Below are 26,262 nucleotides of genomic sequence, written 5' to 3' on the forward strand. Positions count from 1 at the left end.
CGTGGATGCTCATCCCGGGGTGGCCGGGAGCGCGAGCGAAGCCCCAAAATGCCCCGCCGTCATCTTCCAATCGATGGGGTTCACCCCGATGAGCTCATTGCGCACACGCACCTGCCCAGGCCCCGCGTCACCTCTGGCCTCATCAACCAACCTCAATACGTCGGGCCCGCCGTACTCCACAAACTCAATTTTCTTGCTCATAGAACACGACGGTAAGGCCTGACGTTAGCGTGAGGGTCAAGCGGCGGTTCTTGTTCAACCCGGCCTACTTACGACCGAGGGCTTGCTGCAATCACGGTGTCGAGGGCTGCGACCGAGGCACGCAAGGCATCAATACGGCCGAGCATGTCGTCGCGTTCAGCAACGAGCACACCAAAGAGATCAGCACAGGTCAGCGCGACGCCGCCGTCGTGCTGACTCAGGCATGGCAAGATGCGTTCAATCTTGTGAGAACTCAGCCCCGCCGCCAACAGCGTCTGGATCCGTTGAACAGCCACCACGTCACCCTCGGCATAGCGCCGATAGCCGTTGGCGAGGCGGTCAGGTTTCAGCAGCGCCTGTTCTTCGTAGTAACGCAGCGAACGCACACTCACCCCGGTGCGCCGCGCAAGCTCGCCAATTTGCATCGTTGCTCCCCCATCTCTGCCGACCCTCACATCAGCGTCAGCAGGCAAGGCGTTATTCCTGGTCCGCTCAATAACACTCACGCCAATGCTCAATCACGGCCCCGAATCAACGACCACACCAGATCTCACGTTGTTCTGCGAATTCTTCAGGGGCTACATTAGTGACGTCTGGATCGTGGATCGCGCCGCATCAAGATCGCGTGCCCGGCGGGCTCAGACACAACGCTCAAGACCGCCCCATCGGAAGGTGCCCCTGGCTTATGGCTCGAAAGCGCAAAACACTTCCCAAAGAGTTCGGCGAGATGCTCACCTCGGCACCGCTCGACGAACTCATCGCGGTGTTCGACCAGTGCGAGATCAACGCCCGCGGCACGTACCCCAAGTCCACGGCCCTCGGCTTTCGAAACTGCCCCGATGCCCTGATCGTGTGGTTGGTCGAGCACGGCATCGATCTCGAGGCTCGCGATGTGCGTGGCTGCACCGCGCTGGCTGATCGCGCGCAAAGCTCCTCCCAAAAGCACGCCGACCAGATCGCACTGCTGATCTCACTCGGGGCCGATATTGAGGCCCCCGATTCTTCAGGGCGCACGCCCTTCTGGAACGCCACCACCGATCTTCGGCCCGCGGCCGCACGCGTGCTCGCTCAGCACGGAGCCCAGGTCACGGGCGACACCTGGGACCCAGAGCAGCTGCTCACCATCGCCCTCAGCCGGGTCGACAACATCAGCATCGAAGCCGCCGTCGAGATTTCTCGCCTGCTCATTGAGCTGGGGGCGCCGGTCACCGAGCAGATGCGCGCCAGCGTCGCGCAGATCGGCCAGGTCTTTGAGCGGTATCGCTCGGTCTTTGCTCCGGATCAGCTCGACGCCACCCAGGCCGCCCTCGATGAGCTGTACTCGATCTTCGACGTCGCACCCGCCAGCACCCGCGTGATGCATGACGGTTCATCGCCCATTGTTATTGCAGACGGCACCTGGCAGCACCAGCACGAAGCCCTGTGGGAGCTGCTGGTGCCGGGGGCAGGCCCCGCGGCCACCGAGCAGGGCGAGGTGATTCGGCTCACCGGCAAGGTGGCCGATGAGATGTTCCGCAACGGTGGCGGAAACTGGAACGCCAGCTTCCGCGGCATGGTCGACAGCTTTGTGGCACTGGTGGGTACCCGGGCCGAACTTTCGCCCGCGCACCTTGCCGACGCCCGCGCCGCAGCTCAGCGCGTGCGCACCGGTCGAGGTGAACAGCCCGACCTGTATCGCTTGTCTGAGCTTGCCGTCGAGTGGGTCTCGCAGAACCCGCAACCTCACCCGCTGAGCACGGAGTCTTAGGCATGGGAGTGGTGAGGCCGCGGTGACCGTCGAGTGGTTTGGTGAGCCGGGTGGCGAGCCAGTCGAGCTCAGCGCCGCCGATGCGGCCTGGGCGGTAACGGCCGCTGAGTGGGCGGCGCGTATGCACGATGCGCTGGCCCCCACGCAGGTCACGGTCGAGCACGTGGGTTCCACCTCGGTGGCCGGCATGCCGGCCAAACCGGTGCTTGACCTAGTGGTGGGGGTGCCCGATATCGCTGACGAGGCGGCGTATCGACCGTGCCTCGAATCGCTCGGTTTAATGCTGCGGCAGCGCGAACCCGACCACCGGTTCTTTCGCCCGCCCGCGGGCGCCCCGCGATCGGTGCACGTGCATGTGTGCCAGCACGGGTCCAATCGCGAGCGCGACTATCTGCGCTTTCGGGATCGCCTGCGCGCAGACCCTGCACTGGCCGCACAGTACGCCGCGCTCAAGCTCGCGCTCTCACAACAGGTGGGTGAAGACCGTGCTGCCTATAACGCAGGCAAAACGAGTTTCATCGCGTCGGTCATCGCCGACTGAGCGAGCCCGGCGGGGTGCAGCACCCTACCGGCACCCTGCGCGTGAAGCGGCGTGCGGGCACAACCTCCCTATTTTACGCGCGTCAGCGCGCAAAAGCGATGCCCTGGGTACCCGCCTCGGCGGCTTCTACCCTGGTGATATCTCATGGAGGTTCATCATGTTTAAGTTGCACACCCGACAGCTTCACCGCCCGGTCAGCCCCTACGCCCCGTTCCACGAGCCCCCGCACGCGGCCTCCCGCTTCGACGCCGGCACCGGCCAGGGCACCATCCTCAAAATGCCCACCGGCACCAAACTCGAGCACCCCGTGCTCGACGGCTCCACCGAGGGCCGAGTCGCCCAGAGCGCTACGATCAATCCGTTTCGCGGGCTGCCCGATCCGGCGCTGGGTGAGTGGCGATACGGTCACGAGCACATTCACACACATGGCCACGCCCATTTCCATTGGCATGCATAGGGCGCGCTGATCCGGGAAAAAATTCGCGTGCACGCGCCCCCGCGTGCACGCAGCAACGAACGCACTTCATAAACAGTTGCAAACTGGGGCGCATACGCAGGCCGTGTCTGGGAGAATAGTGGACATGGCAACTTCCCCGCAGAACACTGCACTCACCATCGGCGACGTCGTCGAGCTTCAGATCACTGGCATCGCTCACGGCGGCGTCAGCGTGGCACGACACGAAGGCCGCGTTGTTTTCGTCGCTGACGCGATTCCCGGCGAGACCGTACGCGCGCTCGTCACCGACGCAAAAAAGAAGTCGTTTGCACGCGCAACGACCATCGAAGTACTCGAAGCTTCAGAGCACCGCCGCGACCACATCTGGGCTGAGGCCTCGATCGAGCGCGCCCCCGAAGACCGCGTTGGCGGCGCCGAGTTCGGTCACATCGCGCTCGCGCACCAGCGTTCACTCAAGGGCGACGTACTCGTCGACGCGATGCAGCGCTTCGGCGGCATCGAGGCAGACGCTCTCGCCACCAAGTTCTCGGGCGTCGAAGCGGCCCCCGGTGACGACGAGCTCAACGGTCTCGGCTACCGCAGCCGCGTGCGCCTGCACGTTGATGAGACCACCGGCCAGGTCGGCCCCTACGCCGTGCGCAGCCGCCGCGTCGTAGACGTCGAGAACCTGCCCCTCGCCAACACCCAGGTCGGCCAGGTTGCCCCGCTGGGCGAAATCATGAACGGCGTCGACACGGTTGACGTGGTCGCGCCCTCGGCCGATGATCCCCGCATGCTGCTGCGCATGGAGGGCGAAAAGACCCGCGCTGGCGAGAAGGACATCGTGCGCGAGCTCGTGGGCGACCGCGAGTTCATCGTGCGCGCCGGCGGTTTCTGGCAGGTACACCGCGAGGCCCCCGAAATGCTGTTCAACGCAGTGCGCGACGCCATCAGCACGCTGATCGTTGACGGCTCGTTCACGAGCGGCGCCGCCAACCTCGACCTCTACGGTGGCTCGGGTCTGCTCGCAGCCGCCATGGGCGAGGCCGCTGGCCGCACCCTCAAGGTCACCACGGTTGAGTTCGATGAGGGCGCAACCGATGATGCCGCCGAGAACCTCGCCGAGTACGTTGGTGCTCTCGCCGTCACCGCTCGCGTTGACCGTTACCTGAGCGAGCTGCTCGCAGCAGCGCCCTCGGTGCGCGAGCGCCTCAAGCGCGGCACGATTGTGCTCGACCCGCCCCGCTCGGGTGCGGGCGGGGGCGTCATTGCTCAGCTCGTGAAGCTCGCCCCGGCGAACCTCGTGTACGTGGCCTGTGACCCCGTTGCCCTGGCACGCGATACGAAGTCGCTGATCGAAGCCGGTTACGAACTGACCAGCCTGCGTGCGTTCGACATCTTCCCGCACACGCACCACTTCGAGTCAATCGCGGTGTTTCAGCGAGCATAAGCCCGCCGCATGACAAAGGAGCCTCACGCACACGTGCGTGAGGCTCCTTTGTTGTTTCAGGAAGAAACTTAGGCGGCCTGCAGCGCCGCGATGATCTCGCGCGCAATCTCTGCCGAGGTGACCTCGAACCCGCCCACACCGTCGGCGTCGCTCGAGCCCATGCTGACGATGGGGCGCTCAACCACATCGCGTTTGGCCGAGAAATGTACGGCGTCAACGCCGGTCGCCCACAGCTGCGCGACGCTCGCCGCGTTCACCCCGCTGCCGGCCATCACTTCGATGCGCCCCGCGGCCACCCGCACCATCTCGCGCAGCGTGGCAGCACCATCGATGGCCTTGGCCGCGCCGCCCGAGGTGAGCACGCGCGCGATGCCCAACGGAATGAGCTGCTCGAGCGATTCGACCGGATCGGGGGTGACGTCAATGACCCGGTGCAGCGAGACTTGACGCCCCTCGGCCGCATCGCGCAACCGTGCCACCGCGTCGAGGTCGAGTTCGCCCGAGGCGAGCTGGCTTCCCACCACAACCCCGTGGGAGCCCGCGCGCACGGCGGCACGCACGTCACGCTCCATGGCGAGCTGCTCATCAGCGCTGTACACAAAGCCACCCGATCGCGGCCGCACCAGCACATGCACTTCGGTCGTGGTGTCGGTGGCTGCCGCGGCTTCAACGGCCGCCTCGATGAGCCCGAGGCTGGGCGTCAGCCCGCCGAGCGCGAGCGCCTGGCACAGCTCTACGCGCGCGGCACCGAGCTGGGCGGCCAACCGCACCGCCCCCGCGTCTTGCGCAACGATCTCAAAAGTTTTGACTCGCGTCACGCCAGACTCCTTTGTTCACCAACGTATTCACAAACACGCGCACCAAAGCGCTCACTAACGCTCACCAGTGTGTTCACCGGCACGCCCACCAGCGCTCGCACCAACGCATTCGTGGTGCGCACGCAGCGGCGGTTACGGTGCGACGACCTTGACCATGCCCGTCATCTCGGGGTGGATCGAGCAATCGTACGGGAACTCGCCAGCCTCAGTGAACAGGTGCGTATAGCTGCCCCCGGTCACGAGTTCTGACACAAAGCTGCCGTCTTCTGCCACCACGTCGTGCTCCATGGTGCCGTCGAAGACCCAGCGCACCGCGGTGCCCGCGGCAACCTCGACCGTGGCCGGCTCGTACGCGTTATCGACGACCCACACCGTGACCGCGGCCTTCACCTCATCGTCTGAGGGCACCAGCTCGGGCTTGCTCGGGCGAGCGCAGCCCGTGAGCAGCGCCACCGCGCCCACTCCGAGTACGCCCGCCGCACCGCGCAGCATGCGCCGACGAGAAATGGGCACAGCCCCAAGTGACCAGGCCTGCTGCTTCATGAACGTGTATCCCCTTACGAATTGCGTGGTGGCGGTTACGCCTTGTGGAGTGCGCGTGCCGCGTCGGTGATCGCGCCCGTCATCGACGGGTACACAGTGAACGCCGAGGCCACCTGATCAACGGTGAGGCGGTGCTCAACCGCGAGGGCGAGCGGGAAGATCAGCTCGCTGGCGCGGTGCGCGACGATGACGCCGCCGATGACGGTGCCCGAGGCCTCCCACGCGAACAGCTTCACGAAGCCGTCGGTGAATCCGATCATCTTGGCGCGCGGGTTCACGCTGAGGGGCACGGTGTGCGTAACGGCCTTCGCCATCGCGCTCGCATCGGCGAGGGTGTGCTCGTTCCAGCCGACCGTGGCGATCTCGGGGTACGTGAACACGTTCGCCGCGACGTTGCGCAGATCGATCGGGCGCACGAAGTCACCGAGGGCGTGCATGATCGCGGTGCGACCCTGCATCGAGGCGACCGAGGCGAGCGGGAAGAAGTTGGTGCAGTCGCCGGCGGCGTACACCGACGGAACGGCGGTGCGTGCGACCTTGTTGACCTCAATGTGGCCGCTGTCGGTGAGCGTGACGCCGGCCTCTTCGAGGCCGAGGCCCTGCGTGTTGGGAATGGAGCCCACAGCCATGAGGCAGTGCGTGCCCTCAACGGTGCGGCCGTCTTCCAGCTCAACAACGATGCCGTCCTTGGTGCGGGTGACGGTCTGTGCGCGCGCCTTCGACATCACGTTCATGCCGAGGCGCGTGAACTCGCGCTCGATCACGAGTGCGGCGTCAGAGTCCTCGCCGGGCAGCACCTGTTCGCGGCTCGACACGAGGGTGACCTCTGAGCCGAGGGTGCGGTACGCGTTGGCGAACTCTGCGCCGGTCACACCCGAGCCCACGACCACGAGGTGCTCGGGGATGGCCTTCAGGTTGTAGAGCTGCTTCCAGGTGAGGATGCGCTCGCCATCGGGCTTCGCGGTGTCGAGCTCGCGCGGGCGCGAGCCCACGGCCACCACGATGGTGTCGGCTTCGACGCGATCAAAGTCGGTGCCACCGGCGTTCGTTGACACGAGCACGGCGCCGGGGCCGTCAAGGCGCCCCTCGCCCTGCACGACGCGCACGCCTGCGGCTTCGAGTGACTGCAGCATGTCGTGCGACTGCGCGCCCGCCATCGCGATCAGACGCTTGTTGACCGCGGCCAGGTTGACCGCAATCTCGGGGCGCACGGGCTTGCCGTCGCCGCCGGGCACGAAGGCCTGCACGCCGAGGCGGCCGGCATCGCGCACGGCCTGCACGGCGCCCGCGGTCGCAATCAGACTCTTCGAGGGCACCACGTCGGTGAGCACTGCGGCACCGCCCACGCCAGCGCGTTCGATCAGGGTAACTTCTGCACCCTGTTGTGTGCCCGCGAGGGCTGCTTCGTAACCGCCGGGACCGCCGCCAAGCACAACGATGCGGTGCTTGCGTTCAAAGGATTTCGCCATGCCGCCAGTCTACCGGCGTGGGTCGCGCGAGGTTACTGCGCCGAGCGCAGTTTGGGGCAGTTTTCGCTGCTGCACCCGGGCCACCGCTTCTCAAGCCGGCAGTCAAAGCGGTTCAGATAGGACTCAAGCGTTGCTGCGGCGTGCTGCGCCGTAAACATTTGCAGGCTGCGGGCCTCGGCCGCATCCACCCACAACCACTCGGCGAGCCACGCGTCAACGGCCGTGGAGAGGGCGACGCCGGGCTCGCCATTGGGGCGCAGCCAGGTGACGCCCACGCGATCCGGAACATGCAGCGCCGCAGCAGCCTCAGCCACCGAGGCGCCCGCTATCGCGAGATCGCCCTCAATAAACACGCGCCCGTAGGCGGCCCCGTCGAGGTCGTGCAGCCAGGCATCGAGTTCGGCCAGGTCGTGCGCGTTCGCCAACGCAACGACCGGCGTGATCCCCTCGGGGTCGAGAACCGGCGCCCCCTGTGGGGAATCTGCGGGCTCAAACATCATCACCCCCTCATCTTAGGTCATCCTTACCTACATCGGAGGAATTCACGGGAAGTCGCCAGATTGCAGTTCGTGCCCGCCCGGGTATCTGCTTGCGCATATGATCGAATGCACGGGCGATGCCGCTTTCGACTGCCGCCTGAGCGCATTCCGCGCGACAATGACGTTGGAAGGACTGCTGCACAGATGACGAGGATCAACGCCTCCCACGCTCCGCTCCCCACCGCAAACATTTTTGGGGGGCCAGACGCGCTCGGCGGAAACAGCCTCATTCACGCCGATGTGAATAGCGCAGCGCTGATTACCCACCCCGCTTCGGGCAGCGGGCACCAGGTGCCCGAGGCCACCCTCGAGCGCGACCCGGGCATGCCCGCCAGCACCTGGCGGCTGCGCAGTGACGCCTGGGAGTACCTGCGTTTCGCGGTGAAGCGGCTCGCGCTCGCTGGCGAAGGCGAAGATGCGCTCGCACAAGACGGCGAGGTGCCGCGGTCACTGCGCGCCCTCGAAACCATCGAGATGTATTGGGCGGGCTTTGGCCAGCGCTACGTTGCCGCGATCGGCGAGCTGCTCGAGGCCGGCGATTACAAAACCGCGCTCGACCGCATCGGTCGCGTCGTCAACCGGCTGCGCGCCGACATTAGCGACGAGCCGCGCGAAGAATTCATGGACGCCGAAGAGCGCGCCGAGCGCGTGGGCGACGCCGACCCGCGCCCCCGCTTCGAGGTGCTCGTGGTCGACGAGACCACCGAGGCCGAGCGCGACGCGACCCGCGCCGAGGGCCTGCGCCTGCGCTCAGCCGCCGACACCTTCATCTACGAGTTCGTGATCGTGCCGTCAGCCGATGACGCCGTCGCCGCCATTCTCACCAACCCCAACATTTTGGCGTGTGTGGTGCGCCCCGGGTTCACCGAGCACACCCGCCAGCGCCTCAGCCGCGATCTCGCCGAGTCGGTGCAGATCGCCCGCTCAGAGGTCGCCCCCGGCTCTGCCCCCGAGCGTACTTCGCTCGCGAGCGTGCAGCGCGTACTCGGCCTCGCCGACACCCTCATCGCGCTGCGCCCCGAGCTCGACCTGTACCTGATGGCTGGCGCGCACATCGAAGAGCTCGCGGGGGCCACCACCCGGCGCTTCCGCCGCATCTTCCGCCGCGAAGATCAGCTCGAGTTGCACCTCACGCTGCTGCGCCGCGTCTCGCACTTGTTCGACACTCCCTTCTTCACCGCGATTCAAGATCACGCACGCCGCCCCGTGGGTGTCTTCCACGCGCTGCCCATCGCGCGCGGTGGCTCGGTGGTATCGTCGCGCTGGATTCGTGACCTCGCCGATTTCTACGGTCTGAACCTGCTGCTTGCTGAGACAAGCGCCACCTCGGGCGGCCTCGACTCACTGCTCGCCCCGGTGCGCACCCTGAAGAAGGCGCAAGAGCTCGCGGCCCGTGCATACGGCGCCAAGCACACGTTCTTCGTCACCAACGGCACGTCGACCGCCAACAAGATCGTGCACCAGGCCCTCGTCTCACCCAACGAGGTGGTGATGGTTGACCGCAACTGCCACAAGTCACACCATCACGCCGTGATGCTCACGGGCGCACGCCCCGCCTACCTCGAGGCGTACCCGCTCAACGAGTTCGCCTTCTACGGCGCAGTGCCCATCTCACGCATCAAGCAGATGCTGCTCGATTACCGTGCCGCCGGCCGCCTCGATGAGGTACGCATGCTGACGCTCACCAACTCGACGTTTGACGGCATCGTCTACGACCCCGAGCGCGTGATGGCCGAGTGCCTCGCGATCAAGCCCGACCTCGTGTTCTTGTGGGATGAGGCGTGGTTTGCGTTTGGCGCGTTCCACCCCGTCACCCGCCGCCGCACCGCGATGGCTTCGGCGCAGCGGCTCGAGCAGCGGCTCACCACCGACGCCCACGCGATCGCATACCGCGAGCAGCAGGCCCGCCTGTTTGATGCAGAGGGCAACCCAGCTTCTGACGCCGTGTGGCTGCACGAGCGCCTCATCCCCGCGCCCACGTCACGGGTGCGCGTCTACGCCACCCAGTCGACACACAAGACACTCACCGCGCTGCGTCAGGGCTCGATGATTCACGTCTACGACCAAGACTGGGGCCGCGAGGCCGAAGAGCCGTTCCACGAGGCGTACATGACGCACACCTCCACCTCGCCGAACTACCAGATTCTCGCGTCCCTCGACATTGGCCGCCGCCAGGTCGAGCTCGAGGGCTTCGATCTGGTGCAGCGTCAGCTCGACCTCGCGACGAGCCTCGCGCAGGCGATCAGCCGCCACCCGCTGCTGCGCCGCACCTTCAGGGTGCTCACCGCGCACGACCTGATTCCCGAGGAGAACCGCGAGGTGGGCCGCCCGATGCCCCTGCGCGACGGACTCTCCACGATGTGGGAGGCCTGGCGCACCGACGAATTCGTGATCGATCCGAGTCGCATCACCATCGAGATCAGCCGCACGGGCGTCGACGGCGACACGTTCAAGCATGAGCACCTGATGGATCGCTACGGCATTCAGGTGAACAAGACGAGCCGCAACACGGCCCTGTTCATGACGAACATCGGCACCTCGCGCAGCGCCATCGCGTACCTCATCGAGGTGCTCGTGAAGCTCGCCGAGAAATTTGAGGACACGCACACGCAGCGCGACCCCGATCACACCCGCGCGATCACCGAGGCGATCGATCTGCCGATGCCCCCGCTGCCCGACTTCAGCTCGTTCTCTGACGGGTACGCGACCGATGGGGTGCTGCCCGATGGCGATATGCGCGCCGCGTTCTTCCGCGGCCAGCGCCGCAAGTACGTCGAGCATGTGCTGCCCGATGTGCTGTGGGCGCGGGTCGCCGCGGGCGCAAAGCCGGTCTCGGCCGGCTTCGTCACCCCCTATCCCCCCGGATTCCCCGTGCTCGTGCCCGGCCAGGTCATCACCCCCGAGATTCTCGCGTTCATGCGGGTGCTCGATACCCGCGAGATTCACGGCTACGACCCCGTGCGCGGCTACAGGGTGCTGCTCGAGGAGACCCCGGCGGTCGAGAGCTAGGGCGTTTCGCGCCCGGGTGCTGCGGGGTCGTATTGAGCGATCGTGCGGCGAGCCCGGGTGTTACGAAGCTTGGGTGCTGCGGGGCTTGGTCTGGTTTGATCCGGATCAGGCCCCGCCGCCGTCTGCCCCACCCTTGCCCGTACCTTCGTACAATCGCGGGGCGGCAACACCGTGAAATTGTCTGCAGCGCGAACTGCTGCCGCGCCGATAGGCTGACTCGCAGATGACGCGCGCAGCATCGCACGCAGTCTTACCCCACCCCAGCACCGTCGCTTGAGGAGTCAGTATGGAGTCAGTTGACGTCGTCGTTATCGGCGCAGGTTTTGCCGGGCTCACCGCGGCCCGCGAGCTCGGGCAGGCCGGGCTCACCGTGCTCACCCTCGAGGCGCGCGACCGCATCGGCGGCCGCACCTGGACCGACCATCGCCTCGGGCATGATCTTGAGATGGGCGCCAACTGGATCCACTGGGTGCAGCCGCATGTGTGGGCCGAGGCCACCCGCTACGGCCGCGAGATCACCCGCAGCCCCAGCGCCGATGAGGCGTACTGGCGGGGCTCCGACGGCACCCCGCGCAAGGGTACGCTTGCCGAGTTCATGGAGCTCATTGGCGACGGCCAGCAGCGCATCATCGACGATGTGCGCTCAGCTATTCCGCGCGGCGTCGAGCCCACCGTCGGTGAGATTCAAGACCTCGACCGGCTCAGCATTCAAGACCGCATCGACGAGCTCGAGCTCGCCCCCGAAGCTCAGGCCGCCAACGAGTCGGTGTGGGTGGGGCACGTCAACGCGCCCCTCGCGCAGACCGGGCTGTCGAGCGCGCTACGTTGGGTTGCGGCGACCGGCGGCCACTGGCAGCTGATGCATGAGGCGTCGGCCACCTATCGAGTGGTCGATGGGATGCGCGGTTTCACCGATGCGATCGCCCGAGACGTGCGCGGCGAGATTCGGCTCAACACCGTTGTTTCGGCGGTCACGCAGCACGGTTCGAGTGCGATCATCGAGACCGTCGCTGGCGATCTCGTGCGCGCCCGACGCGTGGTGTCGACGCTGCCCGCCAACGCAATCGCGGGGATTACGTTTGAGCCCGAGCTGCCCGCAGTGTGGCGCCACCTCAATGCCGAAACGGTGGCGTCGCAGGGCACCAAGGTGTGGCTGCGCGCGGCGGGCCACCTACCCAGGTTCTTCGCGTACGCCAGCCAGAGTGACCCGATCTCGGTGCTCAAGGCCGAGTTCTACTGCTCTGACGAGGCGGGCGATTACACGATTTTGGTGGGCTTTGGCCCCGATCACACGCTCCTCGATCTCGATGATCTCGCCGCGGTGCAGGCCGCCGTTGATGCGTGCCGCCCCGGCATCACCATCACCGAGGTCACCGCGCACGACTGGATGACCGACCCGCTGTCGCTCAACACCTGGATGACGCACCGGCCCGGCCAGCTCACCCGCGACCTCGCCAAGCTGCGCGAGCCCGCGGGCAACGTGCACTTTGCCACCACCGATAACGCCAACCTGTGGGGCGGGTTCATTGACGGCGCGATCGAGAGTGGTCTGCGCGAGGCGCGCCGCATCATCGACGCGCTGCGCTAGCGGGAGCGCTGGGCTTAGCGACCTACGGGTCATTAGGTGGCCTCGTGTCGGGGTACCGAGACCCTTAGTACCCCGACACGAGGCCACCTAACACGTTCGCGCGCGAGTGAGGGCGGCCCAAGCACGAGCGCGCACGGCCCGAGCGCGCCCGGCCACCCCGCACTTTACGCCTCGTGCACCACGCGCCCGTCGACCACCGTCAGCACGATCGGCACCTCGGGCAGCTCGTCGGCGGTGGCTTCGACCGGGTCTGAGCCCCACACGGTGAGGTCGGCGACCGCGCCGACCTCGAGCACGCCACGGTCGGCATGGCCGCGTGCGAGCGCCGGCCAGAGCGTGTACGCGAACAGCGCCTCCTCGCCGGTGAGCTGCTGGTCGGGTTCGAACACGTGGGCCGAAGCGTCACCCGGAGTGTGGCGGCCGCGCGCCCACGCCATGCCGAGGCGGGGGTCGTACTGGGCCACTGGCCAGTCTGAGCCGAGGGTGACGGTGATGCCCGCATCGATCACGTCGCGCACCCGGTACCCCGTGGCCGCCCGCTCCCCCAACCGCTGCGCCCAGTTATCGCTGCAGTCGGCCTCGCGCCACTGCATATGCAGGGGCTGCATGGACGCGGTCACCCGGCTCGAAGAGGGCCCGCCGAAGGCACGCAGCCGGTCGACATCGACGTCGGCGAGCACCTCGAGGTGTTCGATAGAGTGGGCGGGGAGCCCCGGGCGGCACGGCAGTTCGGCGTACACGTCGAGCACCTGGCTGACCGCGTAGTCGCCCACCGCGTGCGTCGCGATCAGCAGGCCGGCATCGTGGTAGGCCCGCACGACCTCGGCGAAGCGCTCCCACGACGGCCAAAACGCAGCCCGGCCATCGCCGTGGGCGTCGCGTTCGTGCAGCCAGGCCGTGCCCGTGTCGATCACGCCGTCGCTAAACAGTTTGATGGCGCCGCCCTGCCACAGTCTGCCGCCCGCGTCTTTCGCTGCGATCACCCGCGCTACGTCGTCGTCGGCGTCGCCCACGGCGTGCCAGTGGTGCACGGTGAGCCGCTGGTCGAGTTCGCCGCGCTCTTCAAGCTCAGCGAGCAGCTCGGAGGTGGCCGGTTTGCCGTCCATGATGGCGCCGCCCGTGAGCCCGGTCGCCGCGAGCGCACGCAGCATATCGCGCAGGGCGTCGCGTTCGGCGTCGTGCGATTTCGCCGGGGCCGCGTCGAACAAGAGGTTGTAGGCGGTGGGTTCGCGCAGTTCACCCGTGGGGATCCCCGCGTCATCGACGACAATCTCGCTCGCATCTGCGAACTCACGCGCGCCCGTGATGCCCGCGGCGGCGAGCGCCGCCGCGCTGCCGAGGGCGGTGTGCAGGTCGTAACAGATGAGGGCGATGGGGCGGCCGGGGGCGGCGTCTTCGATGAGGGAGTAGTGCAGGCCGGTGCCGGAGCCTGTGCCGGTGAAGGCCTCGTAGTCGAGGTTCCAGCCGCGCAGCCAGGCCCCCTCGGGCAGGCGTGCGTGTTCGGCGGCGAGCGCTTCGGTGAGGTCGGCGATGGTGGCGAGGCCCCCAAGGTCGATGCCGGTGGTGAGGTCGGCGGCCCAGTGGGGGTGGGTGTGTGAGTCGAACAGGCCCGGAGTGATGGTGGCCGAGGCGACGTCGCGCACGGCGATCCCCAGCGCGACGGCCCGTGCGGTGATGTCGGCGTCTGACCCGATGTGGGCGATGCGGCCGTCGATGACGAGCAGCGCGGTGGCGTCGCATGCGCGGCCCAGGTGGGCGTTGCTGCGCAGGTGGGCCCCGGTGAGGGCGAGTGATCCGCCCGTGCGCGGGGTGAGGGGTGTGCCCGTGCTGGGCGAGTCGGGGCTGTGCATCATCGTTGATTCCTCAGGCTTCCTCGGGTGTACCTTCCACGATACCGATGTCGCCCTCTTTTGCGCCGGATCCGGGCCCAATGGCGCGCTCGCGCCGCGCCAGGCTTCGCGTTCGCGGGCGGCTGTATTGTTCTGGCGGCATTGCCCGCGCGTACACTTGACCAGTCGGCTCCCACAAACGAGCCCCAATGTTTCACGTAGCCCACCCACCGCTACCACGAGGATGCCGGGTGTGCACGCCGAAATCAATCGAAGGTCTGCAGTTGTCTTCCTCTGTTAATACATCGCCCACTCCCGCAGCAAACGCGCCCCGCAATAAGCCCTCGCGCGTTGTGCTTGCGAGCCTCATTGGCACGACCATTGAGTTCTACGACTTCTACGTCTACGCAACTGCGGCCGTACTTGTCTTCCCCCACCTCTTCTTCCCCACCGGCAACGAGACCACGGCGCTGCTTGCCTCGTTCGCAACGTTTGGCGCGGCAATGCTGGCCCGCCCGGTGGGTGCCATCTTCTTTGGCCACCTGGGTGACCGTGTCGGGCGCAAGACCACGCTCGTTGCTTCGCTGCTCACCATGGGTATCGCGACCTTCTTGATTGGCTTGCTGCCCACGCACGCGCAGATCGGCCCCTGGGCCGCGGTACTCCTGCTGCTGATGCGCCTCGTGCAGGGCTTTGCCATCGGCGGCGAGTGGTCGGGTGCGGCCCTCGTGGCCACCGAGAACGCCCCCAAGGGCAAGCGTGCCTGGTATGGCACCTTCCCGCAGCTCGGCGCCCCCATCGGATTCATCATCGCGAACATGCTGTTCTACGTGATCAACCTCAGCCTCGCGCACCCCGACGAGCCCGGTGTCGCGTCTGACGCGTTCCTGTCGTGGGGCTGGCGCATCCCGTTCTTGTTCTCTGCCGTGATGGTCATCGTTGGCCTGTGGGTACGCCTCAAGCTCGTCGAGTCGAGCGCGTTTGAGAACACAAAGGAGGCCGGCAAGGTCTCGAAGATGCCCATCGCTGTGGCGTTCAAGCTGCACTGGCCCGCCCTGATTCGTGGCACCTTCGCAATGCTCGCCACCTACGTGCTGTTCTACCTGATGACGTCGTTCACGCTGACCTTCGGTACGCGCCCCGGCCTCGAGGCCGCTGAGACGCTCGCGAAGGCCACCGGCGGATCATTCGATGCCGCAGCCTACGTTCCTGGCCTCGGCTACTCGTACAACGACTTCATTTTGATGCTCGTGTTCGGTGTCGTGTTCTTCGGTATCTTCACGCTCGTCTCGGGCCCGCTGGCTGACCGCTTTGGCCGCCGCAAGACGCTCATCTGGGTGACGATCGCGATCGCCCTGTTTGGCTTCTTGTTTGCCCCGATGCTGCTGAGCGGTCACGCACTCGTGCTGTTCTTCCTCGCGCTCGGCTTCACGCTGATGGGTCTCACGTTTGGCCCGATGGGCGCGTTCTTGCCCGAGATGTTCCCCACGAACGTGCGGTACACGGGTTCTGCTGTGGCCTACAACGTGTCGTCGATTCTGGGTGCCGCGCTCGCCCCGATCATCGCGGTGTGGCTGTGGGCCATGGCCGATGGCAGCCCCGCCTACGTCGGCTACTACCTCACGGGTGCCGCGGTACTCACGCTGATCTCGCTGATCTTGACGCCCGAAACGAAGGACGTCGATATGGAGGCGTAAGCGCCCCATACACGCTGAAGCCGCCCCGGTCGCAAGTTTTCTTGCGACCGGGGCGGCTTCGTTTTGTGGGTTTCGTGGGTTACGTTGCCGATTCGCCGGCTTCCCCGGTGTCGACGAGCAAGACGCCCGAGGGCACTTCCCACACCATCACAACATTGTCGCCGCGGTTGTGAATGCGCGCGTCTTGGCCAAGCCGCACCGCGCCCTCAGATCCATCGGGCAGCCGCACCGTGTACCGCCGCGACGCCCCCAGGTAGGTGACGTCGAGAATGGTGACGGGCACCGCGTTCTGTTCGGCGGTGGCCTCGGTGCCTGCCAGCTCGAGGCGCAGATTCTCGGGCCGGATCAAAATCGCGAGATCCTCATGCGCGCTCTGGCCGTCGGCGAGCACCCGGTGACCGGCCACATCGATCGCGGTGTGGCGTTCACCAACCGCGGTGCCCTTGCCCAGCAGCACCGTTGATTCGCCGAGGAACCGACCCACGAATAGGGTCTGCGGGGCCTCGTAGAGATCTTCAGAGGTGCCCACCTGTTCGATCTTGCCGTTGTTAAACACCGCGATGCGATCAGACATCGACAGCGCTTCTTCTTGGTCGTGGGTGACGTAGACGAACGTCGACCCGACCTCGCGGTGAATGCGCTTGATCTCGTTCTGCAACCAGTCGCGCAGTTTCTTATCGAGCGCGCCCAGCGGCTCATCCATCAGCAGCACGCGCGGCTCATAGACGAGCGCGCGGGCAAGCGCGACGCGCTGCTGCTGGCCGCCCGACAGCTCTGATGGGAACCGATCACCGAACTCGCCCATGCGCACCATGTCGAGCGCCTTGGCCACCTTCTCGGCCTGCACCTGCTTGCTCAGCTTGCGCCGCTGCAGCGGGTAGGCGATGTTTTCGGCCACCGTCTTGTGGGGAAACAGGGCATAGTTCTGAAACACCATGCCGATGTCGCGCTTGTGCGGGGGCAGCTTCGCGACGGGCTTGCCGTAGATGTGCAGCATGCCTTCGGTGACCTGGGTGAACCCGGCGATCATGTTGAGGGTGGTGGTCTTGCCCGATCCGGATGGACCCAGGAAGGTCATAAATTCACCCGGTTCGATCGTCAGATCGATCTGGTCGACCACGGCCTTATCGCCGTAGCGCTTCGTGACCTGATTGAGGCTGATTCCGGCCTCGCCGATCGCGTGGATGGCCGTGGTGTTCAGGCCCTCCGCGCGCAGCTCTTGCTCGTGCCCCTCGGGCACCGGAATCTCGTTGTGAGTCATTGCGTTCACGCTGCTACCGGTCGCTTTCTCTTGCGTGTGGCGAACTGGGCGACGAGCATCACGATCACCGAGGTGAGCATCGTGATGACTGCCACGGCCGCCACCGTCGGGTCATTGGTTTGGGTGACGCTGTTGAAGATCTTCACGGGCAGCGTCTGCAGGGTGGGGCTCTGAATGAACAGCGACAAGATGACCTCATCGAACGAGGTCACGAACGCGAACAGGGCGCCCGCCATCACGCCCGGCGCGATGAGCGGCAGCGTGATGCTGAAGAACGTACGTACCTTACCCGCCCCGAGGCTCGATGAGGCCTGTTCGAGACGCGGATCAAGCCCCTGCAGCGAGGCCATCACGTTGGTGATCACCAGCGGCATCGACACGATCGTGTGCGCGAGCACGAAACCGGGCAGGGTGCCCAGCAGGTCCATGCGCAAAAAGAGCGAGTAGAGGCCGACGGCGAGCACAATGCCCGGCACGATCAGCGGCAGCAGGAAGTAGCCCTCGAGCAGCCCCTTGCCGCGAAACTTCACCTTTGACAGGCCGAGCGAGGCGAGCACGCCCACGGCGGTTGCCACAAACATGGTGAGCACCGCGACCTGCAGTGACGAGAACAGCGCCTTCAGCCAGTTCGGGTCGGTAAAGAAGTTCTCGTACCAGCGCAGCGAGAAGCCCTTGGGGGGAAAGTTGAACGAGGGGGCCTCGTTGAACGACATCGGCACGATCACCAGGGTCGGCACGATCAGCCACATGATGATGAGCACCGCGAAGGCGGTGAGTAGACGCTTGGTGGTCACTTGTCCACCCCCGGAAATAGGCTGCCGTTCTTATTGAACCGCGACACGATCACCAGAATCAGAATCGTGCACACGAGCAGGAAGATCCCCAGGGCGGTGCCCTGGCCCCACATCAAGAACACGCTGATCTGCTGCTGAATGAGCGCCGAGATCATGCTCTCCTTCGACGAGCCAAGCAGCGCGGGAATGATGTAGAAACCGAGACCGAGAATGAACACGGTCACGCCGCCCGAGAAGATTCCGGGGCGCGACAGCGGCAGGTACACCGTGAAGAAGCGGGTGATGGGGCCGGCGCCGAGGTTTGCGGCGGCCGGCAGCAGCCGCTTATCGATCTTCGACATCGATGAGTAGAGCGGCAACACCATAAACGGCAGCAGCACCTGGCTCATGCCCAGCGCCACACCGAAGGTGGTGCGAATCAGCGGGATGGGGCCGATCCCAAACCATGCGGCGAGCAGCCCGTTGATGGGGCCGGTGTCTTGCAGCAGCACCATCCAGGCGAGGGTGCGCACCAGAATCGAGGTCCACAGCGGCATCATGATGAACAGCTGCAGGGCGTTGCGGGCGCGGTCGCCGACGATGGTCATCAGGTACGCGTAGGGGTAGGCTAGCAGCAGGCACACGAAGGTGACGATGAACGCGGTGCCAAAGGTGCGCACGATCACGGCGATGTTTGCGTCGGTGGTGAACAGCCACTCGTAGTTTTGTAGGCCGAGCTTGGGGTCAGTGATCGACCTGATGAACACGTCGATCAGCGGGGCGAGGAAGAACAGCGTAACAATGACGAACGCCGGCACGAAGAGCAGAAGCGTGCGCCAATTGCTTGGGATGCGCCTGCGTGGTGTGCCGCCGCCCGCACCGGGGGCACTGCCTGCGGCAATGCCCCCGGTGACGGTCTGGTCAGTCATGGGTTAGCTGCCCGTCGCCCAACCGGCCCATGCCGCCGAGAGTGCGTCGTAGTTTTCGACCCAGAAGTCGACGTTGGGCGCGATGCCCGTGTCGAGGTGCTCGGTGGTCATCCACGTCGAGAGTGTCTCATCGAGCTTGGGCTTCGAGTCGACGTTTACCCCACCGTATGAGGTGAGCTCGGTCATCTTGGCCTGCTGCTCGGCACCGATGGAGTAGTTCACCGCGGCGAACGCGGCCTGCTTGTCTTTGACACCCTTGGGGATGCCGTTCGAGTCGACCATGATCATCCACTCGTCCCACATGGGGGCGACGGGGGCACCAGCGGCGGCGGCGCCGTAGCCACGGCCCGACCACACGAGGCCCATCACGGCTTCGCCCGATTCGAGCTGCTGCTGTGCCTGTGCACCGGTGGTCCAACCGATCACGTCATCGCCGAGCCCCTTGTAGAGGTCGAAGGCACCCTCAATGTCGTCGGGGCTGAGGTTTGCAACATCCTTGCCCTGTGCGGCGAGCGCGAACTCGACGGTCTGCGGGTCGACGTAGGTCGACTGGCTGACCGTGCGCTTGCCGGGGAACTTCTTCGTGTCGAAGAAGTCGGCGGCGCTCGTGGGTGGGTTGTCGCCAAATTCGTCGGTGTTGTAGGCCACGACGAGGCCGTACATGATCTGGGGCACCATGCACTTATCGGTGATCGTGCCCTCGGGAATCTTCGAGACATCGATCTGCGAGTAGTCGTACTCTTCGAAGAGGGTGCCGCAGCCGCGCGCCGTGTCGAACTGGGTCGTGTTCACGATGTCCCAGCTCACGTTACCGGCGTCGACCATGGCCTTGAGCTTGCCCGCGTCAAACGCGTCTTGGTTGAAGGTGGCGCCCGAGGCCTCGGCGAAGGGGTTCCACAGCGCCTCGGTCTGGCCGTCCTGGAAAATGCCGCCTGAGCCGGCGAAGGTGAGCGTGGTGCCGTCGAATGCGCCGGCCTTCACTTCACCGGCGACCGGGGTGCCCAGGTCGCGCTCGGGAATGGGTTCGGTGGATCCGCCGCCGCTGCAGCCGATCAGCGTCAGCGCGAGAGCTGCCGCGCCGGCGACGATTGCGGTGCCGCGCCTGGCACTGCGTGGTTTCAGTTTGAACATCTGTTGCCTCACTTCATCGTGATCGAGATCCCCACCCTGCGGCATTCATCTTCGCTTCGTGGTTGCGGCGAGAGATTGAATCCTGCGGGCCATGCCGGGGTAACCGGTGGCGTGACCGCCTCTTGAAGAACGCGGTGGGTGGTCTTGAAGCTACCAGCGCGCAGGGGGTGCGCACCCCTCGTCGTGACTGCTTTGTTACCGAATTGGGCGACTTTCATAGCATCGTACGTTCACGCCCTGGCCCATAGTACAAACATAAGGTTTCGGTGCACGAACGTACGGTACTCCCGTGTTCTCGCCGTTCTGCTCCTACGATAGGACTAACCGCTGGCGACTGCGCACACCGGTCGCCTGGGGCGCCCGCGGTCTTGCACGGGGCGCACCGCTTGTTCAAGGAGGAACACATGAGGGTAATTGTTGTTGGCGCGGGCCTGGCCGGGCTCACCGCGGCATGGCAGCTCAGCAAGGCCGGGCACGACTGCACCGTGCTCGAGGCGCGTGACCGCGTGGGCGGCCGCACCTGGTCGACACAGCTGCCCGGCGGGGAGTGGACCGAACGCGGCGGCGAGTATGTGTTTCCCACCGAGTTTGCGATTCGGCAGCTCGCGGCCGAGGTCGGGGTGCCCATCCTCACGCACGGTGTGCGGTACGGTCGGCGCACCGTCAACGGCCGCATCATCTCGTTTGACGAGCTGGGCGAAACGAGCGCGCACGTCGAACGCACGCTCGCGACGATGCTGCAAGACGGCGAACAGCAGGTATCGCTCGAGCGCGCCTTCGCCGAGGCGCTCGGTGAGGGGTACCGGCTCGATCCCGTATATCGCCGCACCACCACGTCGGCCGCGGCCGACCCCACGCTGATCAGCGCCGAGGCCGTGCTGCTGCATGAGTCGGCCACCGCGGGCGGCTACGTCGAAGACGGCGGCCGGTTTGTAGGCGGCAACCAGTCATTGTCGATCGAGCTGGCGCGCAGGCTCGGCGACCGGGTACGCCTCGAGCACCCGATCTCGGGCGTTGACCAGTCGGCGGTGGGCGTGCAGGTGCGTCTCACCGACGGCTCGACCCTCGAAGCCGACGCCGCGGTGATCGCGGTGCCACTGCCGCTGCTGCGCCGCCTCGAGCTCGGATTCTCACTCACCCCCGCACAGCAGCTCGCCCTCGACCACCGGTTCATGGGCGTCGCCGCGAAGCTCGGGGTGCCGCTCGCGAAGGTTGACGGCGATATCGCGCTACAAAACCCCGATCACACGTGGTGGTCGTGGCGCTCCATGTCGATCGACGGCGAGCACCGCATCAACGCCCTATCGTGCTTCGCGGGCGGCCCCTTCGCCCTCGATGCCCTCGATGTCACGCAGGGCTCGGCCACCTGGGTCGAAGCGCTGCGCACGATGCGCCCCGAGCTTGAAATCGCTGGCGAACCGCTGCTCACCACCTGGGCCGATGACCCGTGGGCGCGCGGCTCATACTCGGCGCCCGGCCTCGACTGGGCGGCCGCCGACGCCACCGCGTTCACGGTGCCCGCGGGCCGCGTCGCCATCGCGGGCGAACACACGGGGCTCGAGCAGTCACTCTCGGGTGCCGTCGCCTCGGGCTACCGCGCGGCTACCGCACTCGCGCCGCTGCTGGCATCATGACCTTCACCGTGCGGTCGCTGCTCGATCTGGCTGCGGTGCGCACGATCTCACTCACGCCCGCGGCTGGCGAAGCGCGCGAAATCACCTGGACCCACGTGTGCGAGCTGGCCGAGCCATGGAAGTGGCTGGGGCCCGGAGCCCTCGTGCTCACCACCGGCGGCGGCGTGCCCACGACCACCGATGCGCAGTGCGAATACATTGCTGGGCTGCACGATGCGGGCATCGCGGCGCTCGTGGTGCACGCGGGCCAGCTGCAGGCGCCCCTCACCCGCCCCACTCTCGCGTTCGCCGCGCAGCTCGGCTTTGCCGTGCTCGAAACGGCGAGCGATGTGCCGTTCATCGCGGTCGAAACGGCGGTCGCGAACGGCGTCAAACAGCAGGCTGAGCTGCGGGCGCACGCCACCGAACGGCTCTACGCGGCGCTCGATCAGCACCCGGTCAACGCCCCCATCGACGCCCTGCTGCTCGAACTCGCGCAGGTGCTCGGCGGCTCACTGCAGCTGGAGCGTGCGCAGGCAGTGAGCGATTTTGATCCGGATCCCGCCGCGCCGCCCGCCCCCGGCCGCCTCGCGCTGCCGCTCGCCGGGGCCGTGCACGCCGGGGCGGCGGGGCGGCACTCCCCCAGCCTGGTGTGGACGGGCCCGGGCGTCGCCCCGCGCGAGCTGCTGCAGCACGCCGCGGGCATCGTCGGCAGCGCCCTCGCAGTGAAGCTCGCCTCGCACCGCGCCGAGTGGATGCACGGGTCGCTGCTGCTCGCAGATCTTTGCGATGCGACCGTGCCGTCGGCGCCCGCCGCGCACCTCGTGGCCGCGTATGGCATCGAGCCGCCATATGTGTTGGCGGTGGCGCCCGGCGATGACCCCCGCAGCCTGCTCGACGAGGTGCACGCCGGGTTCGCTGAGCTCAGCGTGCCGGTGCTCGCCACCGTGAAAGACGGGCAGGTGCTGCTGCTCGCGCGCGAGGGCAGCGAGTGCGATCGCGCGTTCGACGCGCTCGCGGGCGAGACCACCCGCATCGGCGTCAGCGCCACCTTCAGCGACTTCGACGGGGTATCGGCCGCGCTGGGGCAGGCCTGCAGCGCCGTGATTCGCAACCACCAGTCGGGGTATGTGCTCAGGTTCGAAGAGCACGCGACCACGTCACTGTTCTTGCCGCAGGGCACCGACCAGCTGCGCAACATTGCGCGGCAGGTGCTCGGCCCGCTCACCACCTACGATCAACAGCGGGGCACCTCACTCACCCACACGCTGCAGGTGTTTTTGGAGGAAAACCGCAGCTGGGTGCGCGCGTCAGAGCGGCTCTACGTGCACCGACAGACGCTGATCGCGCGGGTGTCACGCATTGAAAAAATTATCGACCGCGATCTCTCTTCGATGGAGGATGCGGCCGAGTGCTGGCTGGCCGTTCAGGCCGCCATTGGGTGCGGCGACCTCACCCCCAGCTCGGCTCAGGGTGAGGCCGTCGACGATACTGCTGGGTTAGTCGCGGGGGCAGACACAGCGATCTGAGGCTTGAACGCCCTCGAGGGCTTCCTCAATGTGCAGGCCGCAGCCTGCCCAGGTCACTTTGTTGCACACATCGCAGCGCACGGGAGAGCACATGTTCGTTCCTTTCTCACAAAACATCTCAAGACTAACCGGCTTGCGCAGTTTCAGCCTGGATACGGCTGGTACCGTGAAAGAATCCCGCGGGGCGCGGGCAGAGATGAGGGATCGATGACTTCTGCAGAACTGGACCAGCGCATAGCTGCAGCTGAGGCGTGGGCTGTGGCCGACATCGACCCCGCGTCTCGCCACGCCACCCGTTCACTCATCGCGCGCGCCCGCGAGGGCCAGCACAGCGCCATCACCGAAATCATCGACGCGTTCTCGGGGCGCCTCACGTTTGGCACCGCCGGGCTGCGCGGCAAGGTGGGCCCCGGCCCCCGCCGCATGAACCGCGTCGTGATCTCGCAAACGAGCGCTGGCTTCGCCCAGTTTCTGATCGAGCGCGAACAGCGATCGGGCTCGCTGCAGCTCGATCCGCCCTCGGTGGTCATTGGGTACGATGGCCGCACCGGATCAGCGGTCTTCGCCCGCGACGCCGCCGAGGTCATGGCCGGCGCCGGGGTGCGCGTCTTCCTGCTGCCCGAGGCAGGCCCCACCCCGTTGACCGCGTTTGCGGTGCGGCACCTGCAGGTGTCGGCGGGCGTGATGATCACGGCCAGCCACAATCCCCCGGCAGATAACGGGTACAAGGTGTTTTTGGGTGGCCCCGATGAGGGCGCCCAGATCATCCCGCCCACCGATGATGCGATCGCCCAGCACATCGACCGCGCCTCGCAGGTCGCCCCCACCACCATTGCGCGCGCCCACGACTACGTCACCCTCGGCGAGGGCGTCGCCAACGCCTACGTGGCCGAAACCGCGTCTGCGGTGCTGCGCGGGCTGCCGGCTGACCCCAAGCGCCCGGGCCGGGCACTCGGCGATGAGACCGACCTGAAGGTCGTCTACACCGCCATGCACGGCGTCGGTTCTGAGATTGCCAGGCGCGTGTTTCGCTCGGCGGCTCTGCCCAGCGTCATCGTCGTCGCCGAACAAGACCGGCCCGACCCCAAGTTTCCGTCGCTCGAGTTTCCCAACCCCGAAGAGCCCGGCTCGCTCGATCTCGCGTTTCGTATCGCGGGCGACCTTGATGCCGATCTTGTCGTCGCCAACGACCCCGATGCCGACCGCGTCGCGATCGCGGTGAAGGCGCCGGCCAGGCAACCCGCACGGGCCCCGCGCGGGTATCGGCAGCGCCCCCGCGTCGCGTCGCAGCAGTTTCGTCGGCTCACCGGCAACGAGCTCGGGCTGCTGTTGGGGTGGCGTGCGGCCGAGCGCGAGCATGCCCGCGCCAAGATCGCCGGCACCGAGCCGCGCGGCACGCTCGCCTCGACCAATGTGTCGTCGCCCGCGCTGCGCGCGGTCGCCGAGGCGTACAACCTTGACTACACCGAAACGCTTTCGGGCTTCAAGTGGGTGTCGCGGGTGCCACGCCTGATCTTCGGTTTCGAAGAGGCGATCGGGTATCTCACGCACCCCGGCCACGTTCGCGACAAAGATGGTATCTCGGCCGCGGCCGACGCCATCGCCATGGTGCGCGAGCTCAAGGCCGAGGGTCGCACCGTATGGGATCTGCTCGATGATGCGAGCGAACTGTTTGGTCACTTCGCGAGCAGCCAGGTCACCCTGCGACTGCCCTCCATGGATGTGGCGACCGAGCTGTCGGCGCGCGTGCGCACGACGCCGCCCACCCAGTTTGGTGACACCCGCATCACGCGGGCCCGCGACCTGATGAACCCGGGTGAGGCTACCGTGCCGGCGAATGTGCTGCGTTACGACCTCGCCGACGGCAGCCGCGTGATGGTGCGCCCCAGCGGCACCGAGCCCAAGCTCAAGGTGTACCTCGATACCTTCGCCGGCGACGGCACCGCCGCCGAGCGGCGCGGCCAGGCAGAGGCCACGCTCGCCCAGCTCGAGGCCGCCGTGCGCGGCTACTTCGACGGGCTTCAGCTCTCGGCGTGAGCCGGCTTCTCGGTGCCGGCTGACTGCTTAGCGTCAGCTGGCTTCTCGGCGTCTGTCGTCGCGGCGTGAGCGGGCTTCTCGGCGCGCGCCTCTTTCGCGGCCTGCGTCGTCAGTGCGACCTCGTCGATCTCAGACGCTGAGGCGTGACGCGGCAGTACCAGCCCGGGCGCCACGGGCAGCCCCAGCTTGGGGTCTTCGCCCACGGCGATCCACGCTGACGTGAGCATCAGTGCTCGGCAAATAAAGTTGAACCACAGCAGCAAACCCACGAGCACCGCGAACGACGCGAGCAGCGGGTTGTTCGATGCTCCGCCCAGCAGCGCGCCGCCCAGAATCTTCAGCACGAGCAGGGCCACGGCCCCCAGCGCACACCCGCGCAGCAGGCGCCACTTGGGCACATCAACCTCGGCGAGGTACCGGTGCATGGCGATCAGCAGCAGCACATCAAACAGGTACACGGCACTGAATCGGGCGATCGTGCCAAACGTGCCCAGCAGCCACGAATCGGTGCTCATGCCGAGCCACTCGAGCACCAAGTTGGCGAGGGTCGAGCTGAACACGGTGAGCACGGCCGAGATAATGATCGCCGCAAAGAACGCGCACGCCAGCGCAAAATCGCGCAGTTTCAGCAAGATGGCGTTGCGGTACTGCTTCACTTCAAGGCTGAAGATGATGCGAATCGAACGTCGCGTGCCAGTGAACCAGTTCAGTGCGACCCACAGCAGTGAGACGCCTGCAACCAGGCTCGTCCAGTCGATCGCGCGGGCCTCGAGCAGCGTGTGCACCTGCACCACCCCGTTGGTGCCGAGCAGCCCGGGCACGAACAGGTTGATCTGGTCGACGAGGGTGCTCAGCAGTTCGGGGCGTTTGCGCAGCGAAATACCGAAGACGCTGAAGCCAACGTAGAGGCCGGCGAACACCGCGAACAGGGCCTGGTAGCTCATGCCGCCCGACAGCACGCTGCCGCCGGCATCAGTGAAGTGCGAGAAGGCGCGCACCGGGCGCTGCCGCATCACCCAGTTCTTGATCGCGATGCCGCGGTCGATGAGTGTTTTGCTGCGGCGTTCGACGTTCTCGGCTTCGCTTGCCAGTCGGCTCAGTTCTGGCGTCTTCGTCATGCCC

General features: G+C 66.5%; 22 protein-coding genes. 10 read left to right on the forward strand and 12 right to left on the reverse strand.

The window, feature by feature from the left end; genetic code table 11:
• Positions 1-9: 9 nt before the first annotated feature.
• Together JOF28_RS07085 and JOF28_RS07090 are read right to left on the reverse strand one after the other, a co-directional pair.
• Complete coding sequence (locus JOF28_RS07085) at positions 10-201, reverse strand: hypothetical protein (protein WP_209705126.1); 192 nt, start codon at positions 199-201, stop codon at positions 10-12.
• 68 nt (positions 202-269) lie between these two features.
• Complete coding sequence (locus JOF28_RS07090; protein ID WP_209705127.1) at positions 270-626, reverse strand: MerR family transcriptional regulator; 357 nt, start codon at positions 624-626, stop codon at positions 270-272.
• A 260-nt stretch (positions 627-886) separates the two neighbouring features.
• Here JOF28_RS07090 and JOF28_RS07095 point away from each other — a divergent pair, with 260 nt between their 5' ends.
• From JOF28_RS07095 to JOF28_RS07110, 4 genes are all read left to right on the forward strand, one after another.
• On the forward strand, positions 887-1,948 hold the full coding sequence (locus JOF28_RS07095) for an ankyrin repeat domain-containing protein (protein WP_209705128.1): 1,062 nt from the start codon (positions 887-889) through the stop codon (positions 1,946-1,948).
• Between the two features lie 22 nt (positions 1,949-1,970).
• Positions 1,971-2,489, forward strand: coding sequence for a GrpB family protein (locus tag JOF28_RS07100; RefSeq protein WP_209705129.1), 519 nt, complete (start codon positions 1,971-1,973; stop codon positions 2,487-2,489).
• Positions 2,490-2,646: 157 nt separating this feature from the next.
• Positions 2,647-2,946, forward strand: a complete 300-nt coding sequence (locus tag JOF28_RS07105; RefSeq protein ID WP_209705130.1) for a hypothetical protein — start codon at positions 2,647-2,649, stop codon at positions 2,944-2,946.
• A 124-nt stretch (positions 2,947-3,070) separates the two neighbouring features.
• Positions 3,071-4,375 carry a class I SAM-dependent RNA methyltransferase gene (locus JOF28_RS07110; RefSeq protein ID WP_209705131.1) on the forward strand — a complete coding sequence of 435 codons (1,305 nt, stop codon included), beginning with the start codon at positions 3,071-3,073 and terminating at the stop codon, positions 4,373-4,375.
• Between the two features lie 68 nt (positions 4,376-4,443).
• Here JOF28_RS07110 and JOF28_RS07115 read toward each other — a convergent pair whose 3' ends face one another.
• From JOF28_RS07115 to JOF28_RS07130, 4 genes are all read right to left on the reverse strand, one after another.
• A complete protein-coding gene (locus JOF28_RS07115) occupies positions 4,444-5,193 on the reverse strand; it encodes a copper homeostasis protein CutC (protein WP_209705132.1) in 750 nt (249 codons plus the stop codon).
• 132 nt (positions 5,194-5,325) lie between these two features.
• A complete protein-coding gene (locus JOF28_RS07120) occupies positions 5,326-5,736 on the reverse strand; it encodes a cupredoxin domain-containing protein (RefSeq protein ID WP_209705133.1) in 411 nt (136 codons plus the stop codon).
• A 35-nt stretch (positions 5,737-5,771) separates the two neighbouring features.
• Positions 5,772-7,205 (reverse strand): NAD(P)H-quinone dehydrogenase, encoded by a 1,434-nt coding sequence (locus JOF28_RS07125; RefSeq protein ID WP_209705134.1) that lies wholly within the window; start codon positions 7,203-7,205, stop codon positions 5,772-5,774.
• A gap of 32 nt (positions 7,206-7,237) precedes the next feature.
• Positions 7,238-7,708, reverse strand: a complete 471-nt coding sequence (locus JOF28_RS07130) for a hypothetical protein (protein WP_209705135.1) — start codon at positions 7,706-7,708, stop codon at positions 7,238-7,240.
• Between the two features lie 360 nt (positions 7,709-8,068).
• On the opposite strand from JOF28_RS07130, the gene JOF28_RS07135 reads away from it, so the two are divergent.
• Entirely contained in the window at positions 8,069-10,753 is a 2,685-nt protein-coding gene (locus tag JOF28_RS07135; protein ID WP_245190199.1) for an aminotransferase class I/II-fold pyridoxal phosphate-dependent enzyme, read from the forward strand.
• Positions 10,754-11,039: 286 nt separating this feature from the next.
• Positions 11,040-12,341 carry a flavin monoamine oxidase family protein gene (locus tag JOF28_RS07140; RefSeq protein WP_209705136.1) on the forward strand — a complete coding sequence of 434 codons (1,302 nt, stop codon included), beginning with the start codon at positions 11,040-11,042 and terminating at the stop codon, positions 12,339-12,341.
• Positions 12,342-12,505: 164 nt separating this feature from the next.
• Here the strand turns inward: JOF28_RS07140 and JOF28_RS07145 are convergent, their stop codons facing one another.
• Positions 12,506-14,194, reverse strand: coding sequence for an amidohydrolase (locus JOF28_RS07145; RefSeq protein ID WP_245189899.1), 1,689 nt, complete (start codon positions 14,192-14,194; stop codon positions 12,506-12,508).
• Positions 14,195-14,454: 260 nt separating this feature from the next.
• Between JOF28_RS07145 and JOF28_RS07150 the strand changes: the two genes are divergently transcribed.
• Positions 14,455-15,867 (forward strand): MFS transporter, encoded by a 1,413-nt coding sequence (locus JOF28_RS07150; protein WP_245189900.1) that lies wholly within the window; start codon positions 14,455-14,457, stop codon positions 15,865-15,867.
• Between the two features lie 79 nt (positions 15,868-15,946).
• Here the strand turns inward: JOF28_RS07150 and JOF28_RS07155 are convergent, their stop codons facing one another.
• The 4 genes from JOF28_RS07155 to JOF28_RS07170 are packed head-to-tail and all read right to left on the reverse strand — an operon-like array spanning position 15,947 to position 19,961.
• Positions 15,947-17,128: an ABC transporter ATP-binding protein gene (locus tag JOF28_RS07155; protein ID WP_209705138.1), complete on the reverse strand. Its 1,182-nt coding sequence runs from the start codon at positions 17,126-17,128 to the stop codon at positions 15,947-15,949.
• A gap of 5 nt (positions 17,129-17,133) precedes the next feature.
• Entirely contained in the window at positions 17,134-17,922 is a 789-nt protein-coding gene (locus JOF28_RS07160) for an ABC transporter permease (RefSeq protein ID WP_209705139.1), read from the reverse strand.
• Positions 17,919-18,830 (reverse strand): ABC transporter permease, encoded by a 912-nt coding sequence (locus JOF28_RS07165; RefSeq protein WP_209705140.1) that lies wholly within the window; start codon positions 18,828-18,830, stop codon positions 17,919-17,921. Before JOF28_RS07165 ends, JOF28_RS07160 begins: the two co-directional genes overlap by 4 nt.
• A 3-nt stretch (positions 18,831-18,833) precedes the next feature.
• Positions 18,834-19,961 carry an extracellular solute-binding protein gene (locus tag JOF28_RS07170; RefSeq protein WP_209705141.1) on the reverse strand — a complete coding sequence of 376 codons (1,128 nt, stop codon included), beginning with the start codon at positions 19,959-19,961 and terminating at the stop codon, positions 18,834-18,836.
• 266 nt (positions 19,962-20,227) lie between these two features.
• Here JOF28_RS07170 and JOF28_RS07175 point away from each other — a divergent pair, with 266 nt between their 5' ends.
• The 3 genes from JOF28_RS07175 (at position 20,228) to JOF28_RS07185 (ending at position 25,140) form a co-directional block, all read left to right on the forward strand.
• Positions 20,228-21,595, forward strand: coding sequence for a flavin monoamine oxidase family protein (locus JOF28_RS07175; protein ID WP_342452112.1), 1,368 nt, complete (start codon positions 20,228-20,230; stop codon positions 21,593-21,595).
• A complete protein-coding gene (locus JOF28_RS07180; RefSeq protein ID WP_209705143.1) occupies positions 21,592-23,103 on the forward strand; it encodes a helix-turn-helix domain-containing protein in 1,512 nt (503 codons plus the stop codon). Before JOF28_RS07175 ends, JOF28_RS07180 begins: the two co-directional genes overlap by 4 nt.
• Positions 23,104-23,310: 207 nt before the next feature.
• Positions 23,311-25,140: a phospho-sugar mutase gene (locus tag JOF28_RS07185; RefSeq protein WP_209705144.1), complete on the forward strand. Its 1,830-nt coding sequence runs from the start codon at positions 23,311-23,313 to the stop codon at positions 25,138-25,140.
• Here the strand turns inward: JOF28_RS07185 and JOF28_RS07190 are convergent.
• Positions 25,125-26,258 carry a YihY/virulence factor BrkB family protein gene (locus JOF28_RS07190; RefSeq protein WP_209705145.1) on the reverse strand — a complete coding sequence of 378 codons (1,134 nt, stop codon included), beginning with the start codon at positions 26,256-26,258 and terminating at the stop codon, positions 25,125-25,127. The two genes, JOF28_RS07185 and JOF28_RS07190, sit on opposite strands and share 16 nt — an antisense overlap.
• Between the last annotated feature and the right edge of the window lie 4 nt (positions 26,259-26,262).

It is taken from the genome of Leucobacter exalbidus, from assembly GCF_017834145.1.
GTDB classification, from domain to species: Bacteria; Actinomycetota; Actinomycetes; order Actinomycetales; family Microbacteriaceae; genus Leucobacter; species Leucobacter exalbidus.

What these genes read in the sequence shown, in the direction of transcription:
- JOF28_RS07085 (WP_209705126.1), bottom strand. Translation starts at nt 201, where the DNA reads ATGAGCAAGAAAATTGAGTTTGTGGAGTACGGCGGGCCCGACGTATTG.
- JOF28_RS07090 (WP_209705127.1), bottom strand. Translation starts at nt 626, where the DNA reads ATGCAAATTGGCGAGCTTGCGCGGCGCACCGGGGTGAGTGTGCGTTCG.
- JOF28_RS07095 (WP_209705128.1), top strand. Translation starts at nt 887, where the DNA reads ATGGCTCGAAAGCGCAAAACACTTCCCAAAGAGTTCGGCGAGATGCTC.
- JOF28_RS07105 (WP_209705130.1), top strand. Translation starts at nt 2,647, where the DNA reads ATGTTTAAGTTGCACACCCGACAGCTTCACCGCCCGGTCAGCCCCTAC.
- JOF28_RS07110 (WP_209705131.1), top strand. Translation starts at nt 3,071, where the DNA reads ATGGCAACTTCCCCGCAGAACACTGCACTCACCATCGGCGACGTCGTC.
- JOF28_RS07120 (WP_209705133.1), bottom strand. Translation starts at nt 5,736, where the DNA reads ATGAAGCAGCAGGCCTGGTCACTTGGGGCTGTGCCCATTTCTCGTCGG.
- JOF28_RS07125 (WP_209705134.1), bottom strand. Translation starts at nt 7,205, where the DNA reads ATGGCGAAATCCTTTGAACGCAAGCACCGCATCGTTGTGCTTGGCGGC.
- JOF28_RS07135 (WP_245190199.1), top strand. Translation starts at nt 8,069, where the DNA reads ATGCCCGCCAGCACCTGGCGGCTGCGCAGTGACGCCTGGGAGTACCTG.
- JOF28_RS07140 (WP_209705136.1), top strand. Translation starts at nt 11,040, where the DNA reads ATGGAGTCAGTTGACGTCGTCGTTATCGGCGCAGGTTTTGCCGGGCTC.
- JOF28_RS07145 (WP_245189899.1), bottom strand. Translation starts at nt 14,194, where the DNA reads ATGATGCACAGCCCCGACTCGCCCAGCACGGGCACACCCCTCACCCCG.
- JOF28_RS07155 (WP_209705138.1), bottom strand. Translation starts at nt 17,128, where the DNA reads ATGACTCACAACGAGATTCCGGTGCCCGAGGGGCACGAGCAAGAGCTG.
- JOF28_RS07165 (WP_209705140.1), bottom strand. Translation starts at nt 18,830, where the DNA reads ATGACTGACCAGACCGTCACCGGGGGCATTGCCGCAGGCAGTGCCCCC.
- JOF28_RS07170 (WP_209705141.1), bottom strand. Translation starts at nt 19,961, where the DNA reads ATGTTCAAACTGAAACCACGCAGTGCCAGGCGCGGCACCGCAATCGTC.
- JOF28_RS07180 (WP_209705143.1), top strand. Translation starts at nt 21,592, where the DNA reads ATGACCTTCACCGTGCGGTCGCTGCTCGATCTGGCTGCGGTGCGCACG.
- JOF28_RS07185 (WP_209705144.1), top strand. Translation starts at nt 23,311, where the DNA reads ATGACTTCTGCAGAACTGGACCAGCGCATAGCTGCAGCTGAGGCGTGG.
- JOF28_RS07190 (WP_209705145.1), bottom strand. Translation starts at nt 26,258, where the DNA reads ATGACGAAGACGCCAGAACTGAGCCGACTGGCAAGCGAAGCCGAGAAC.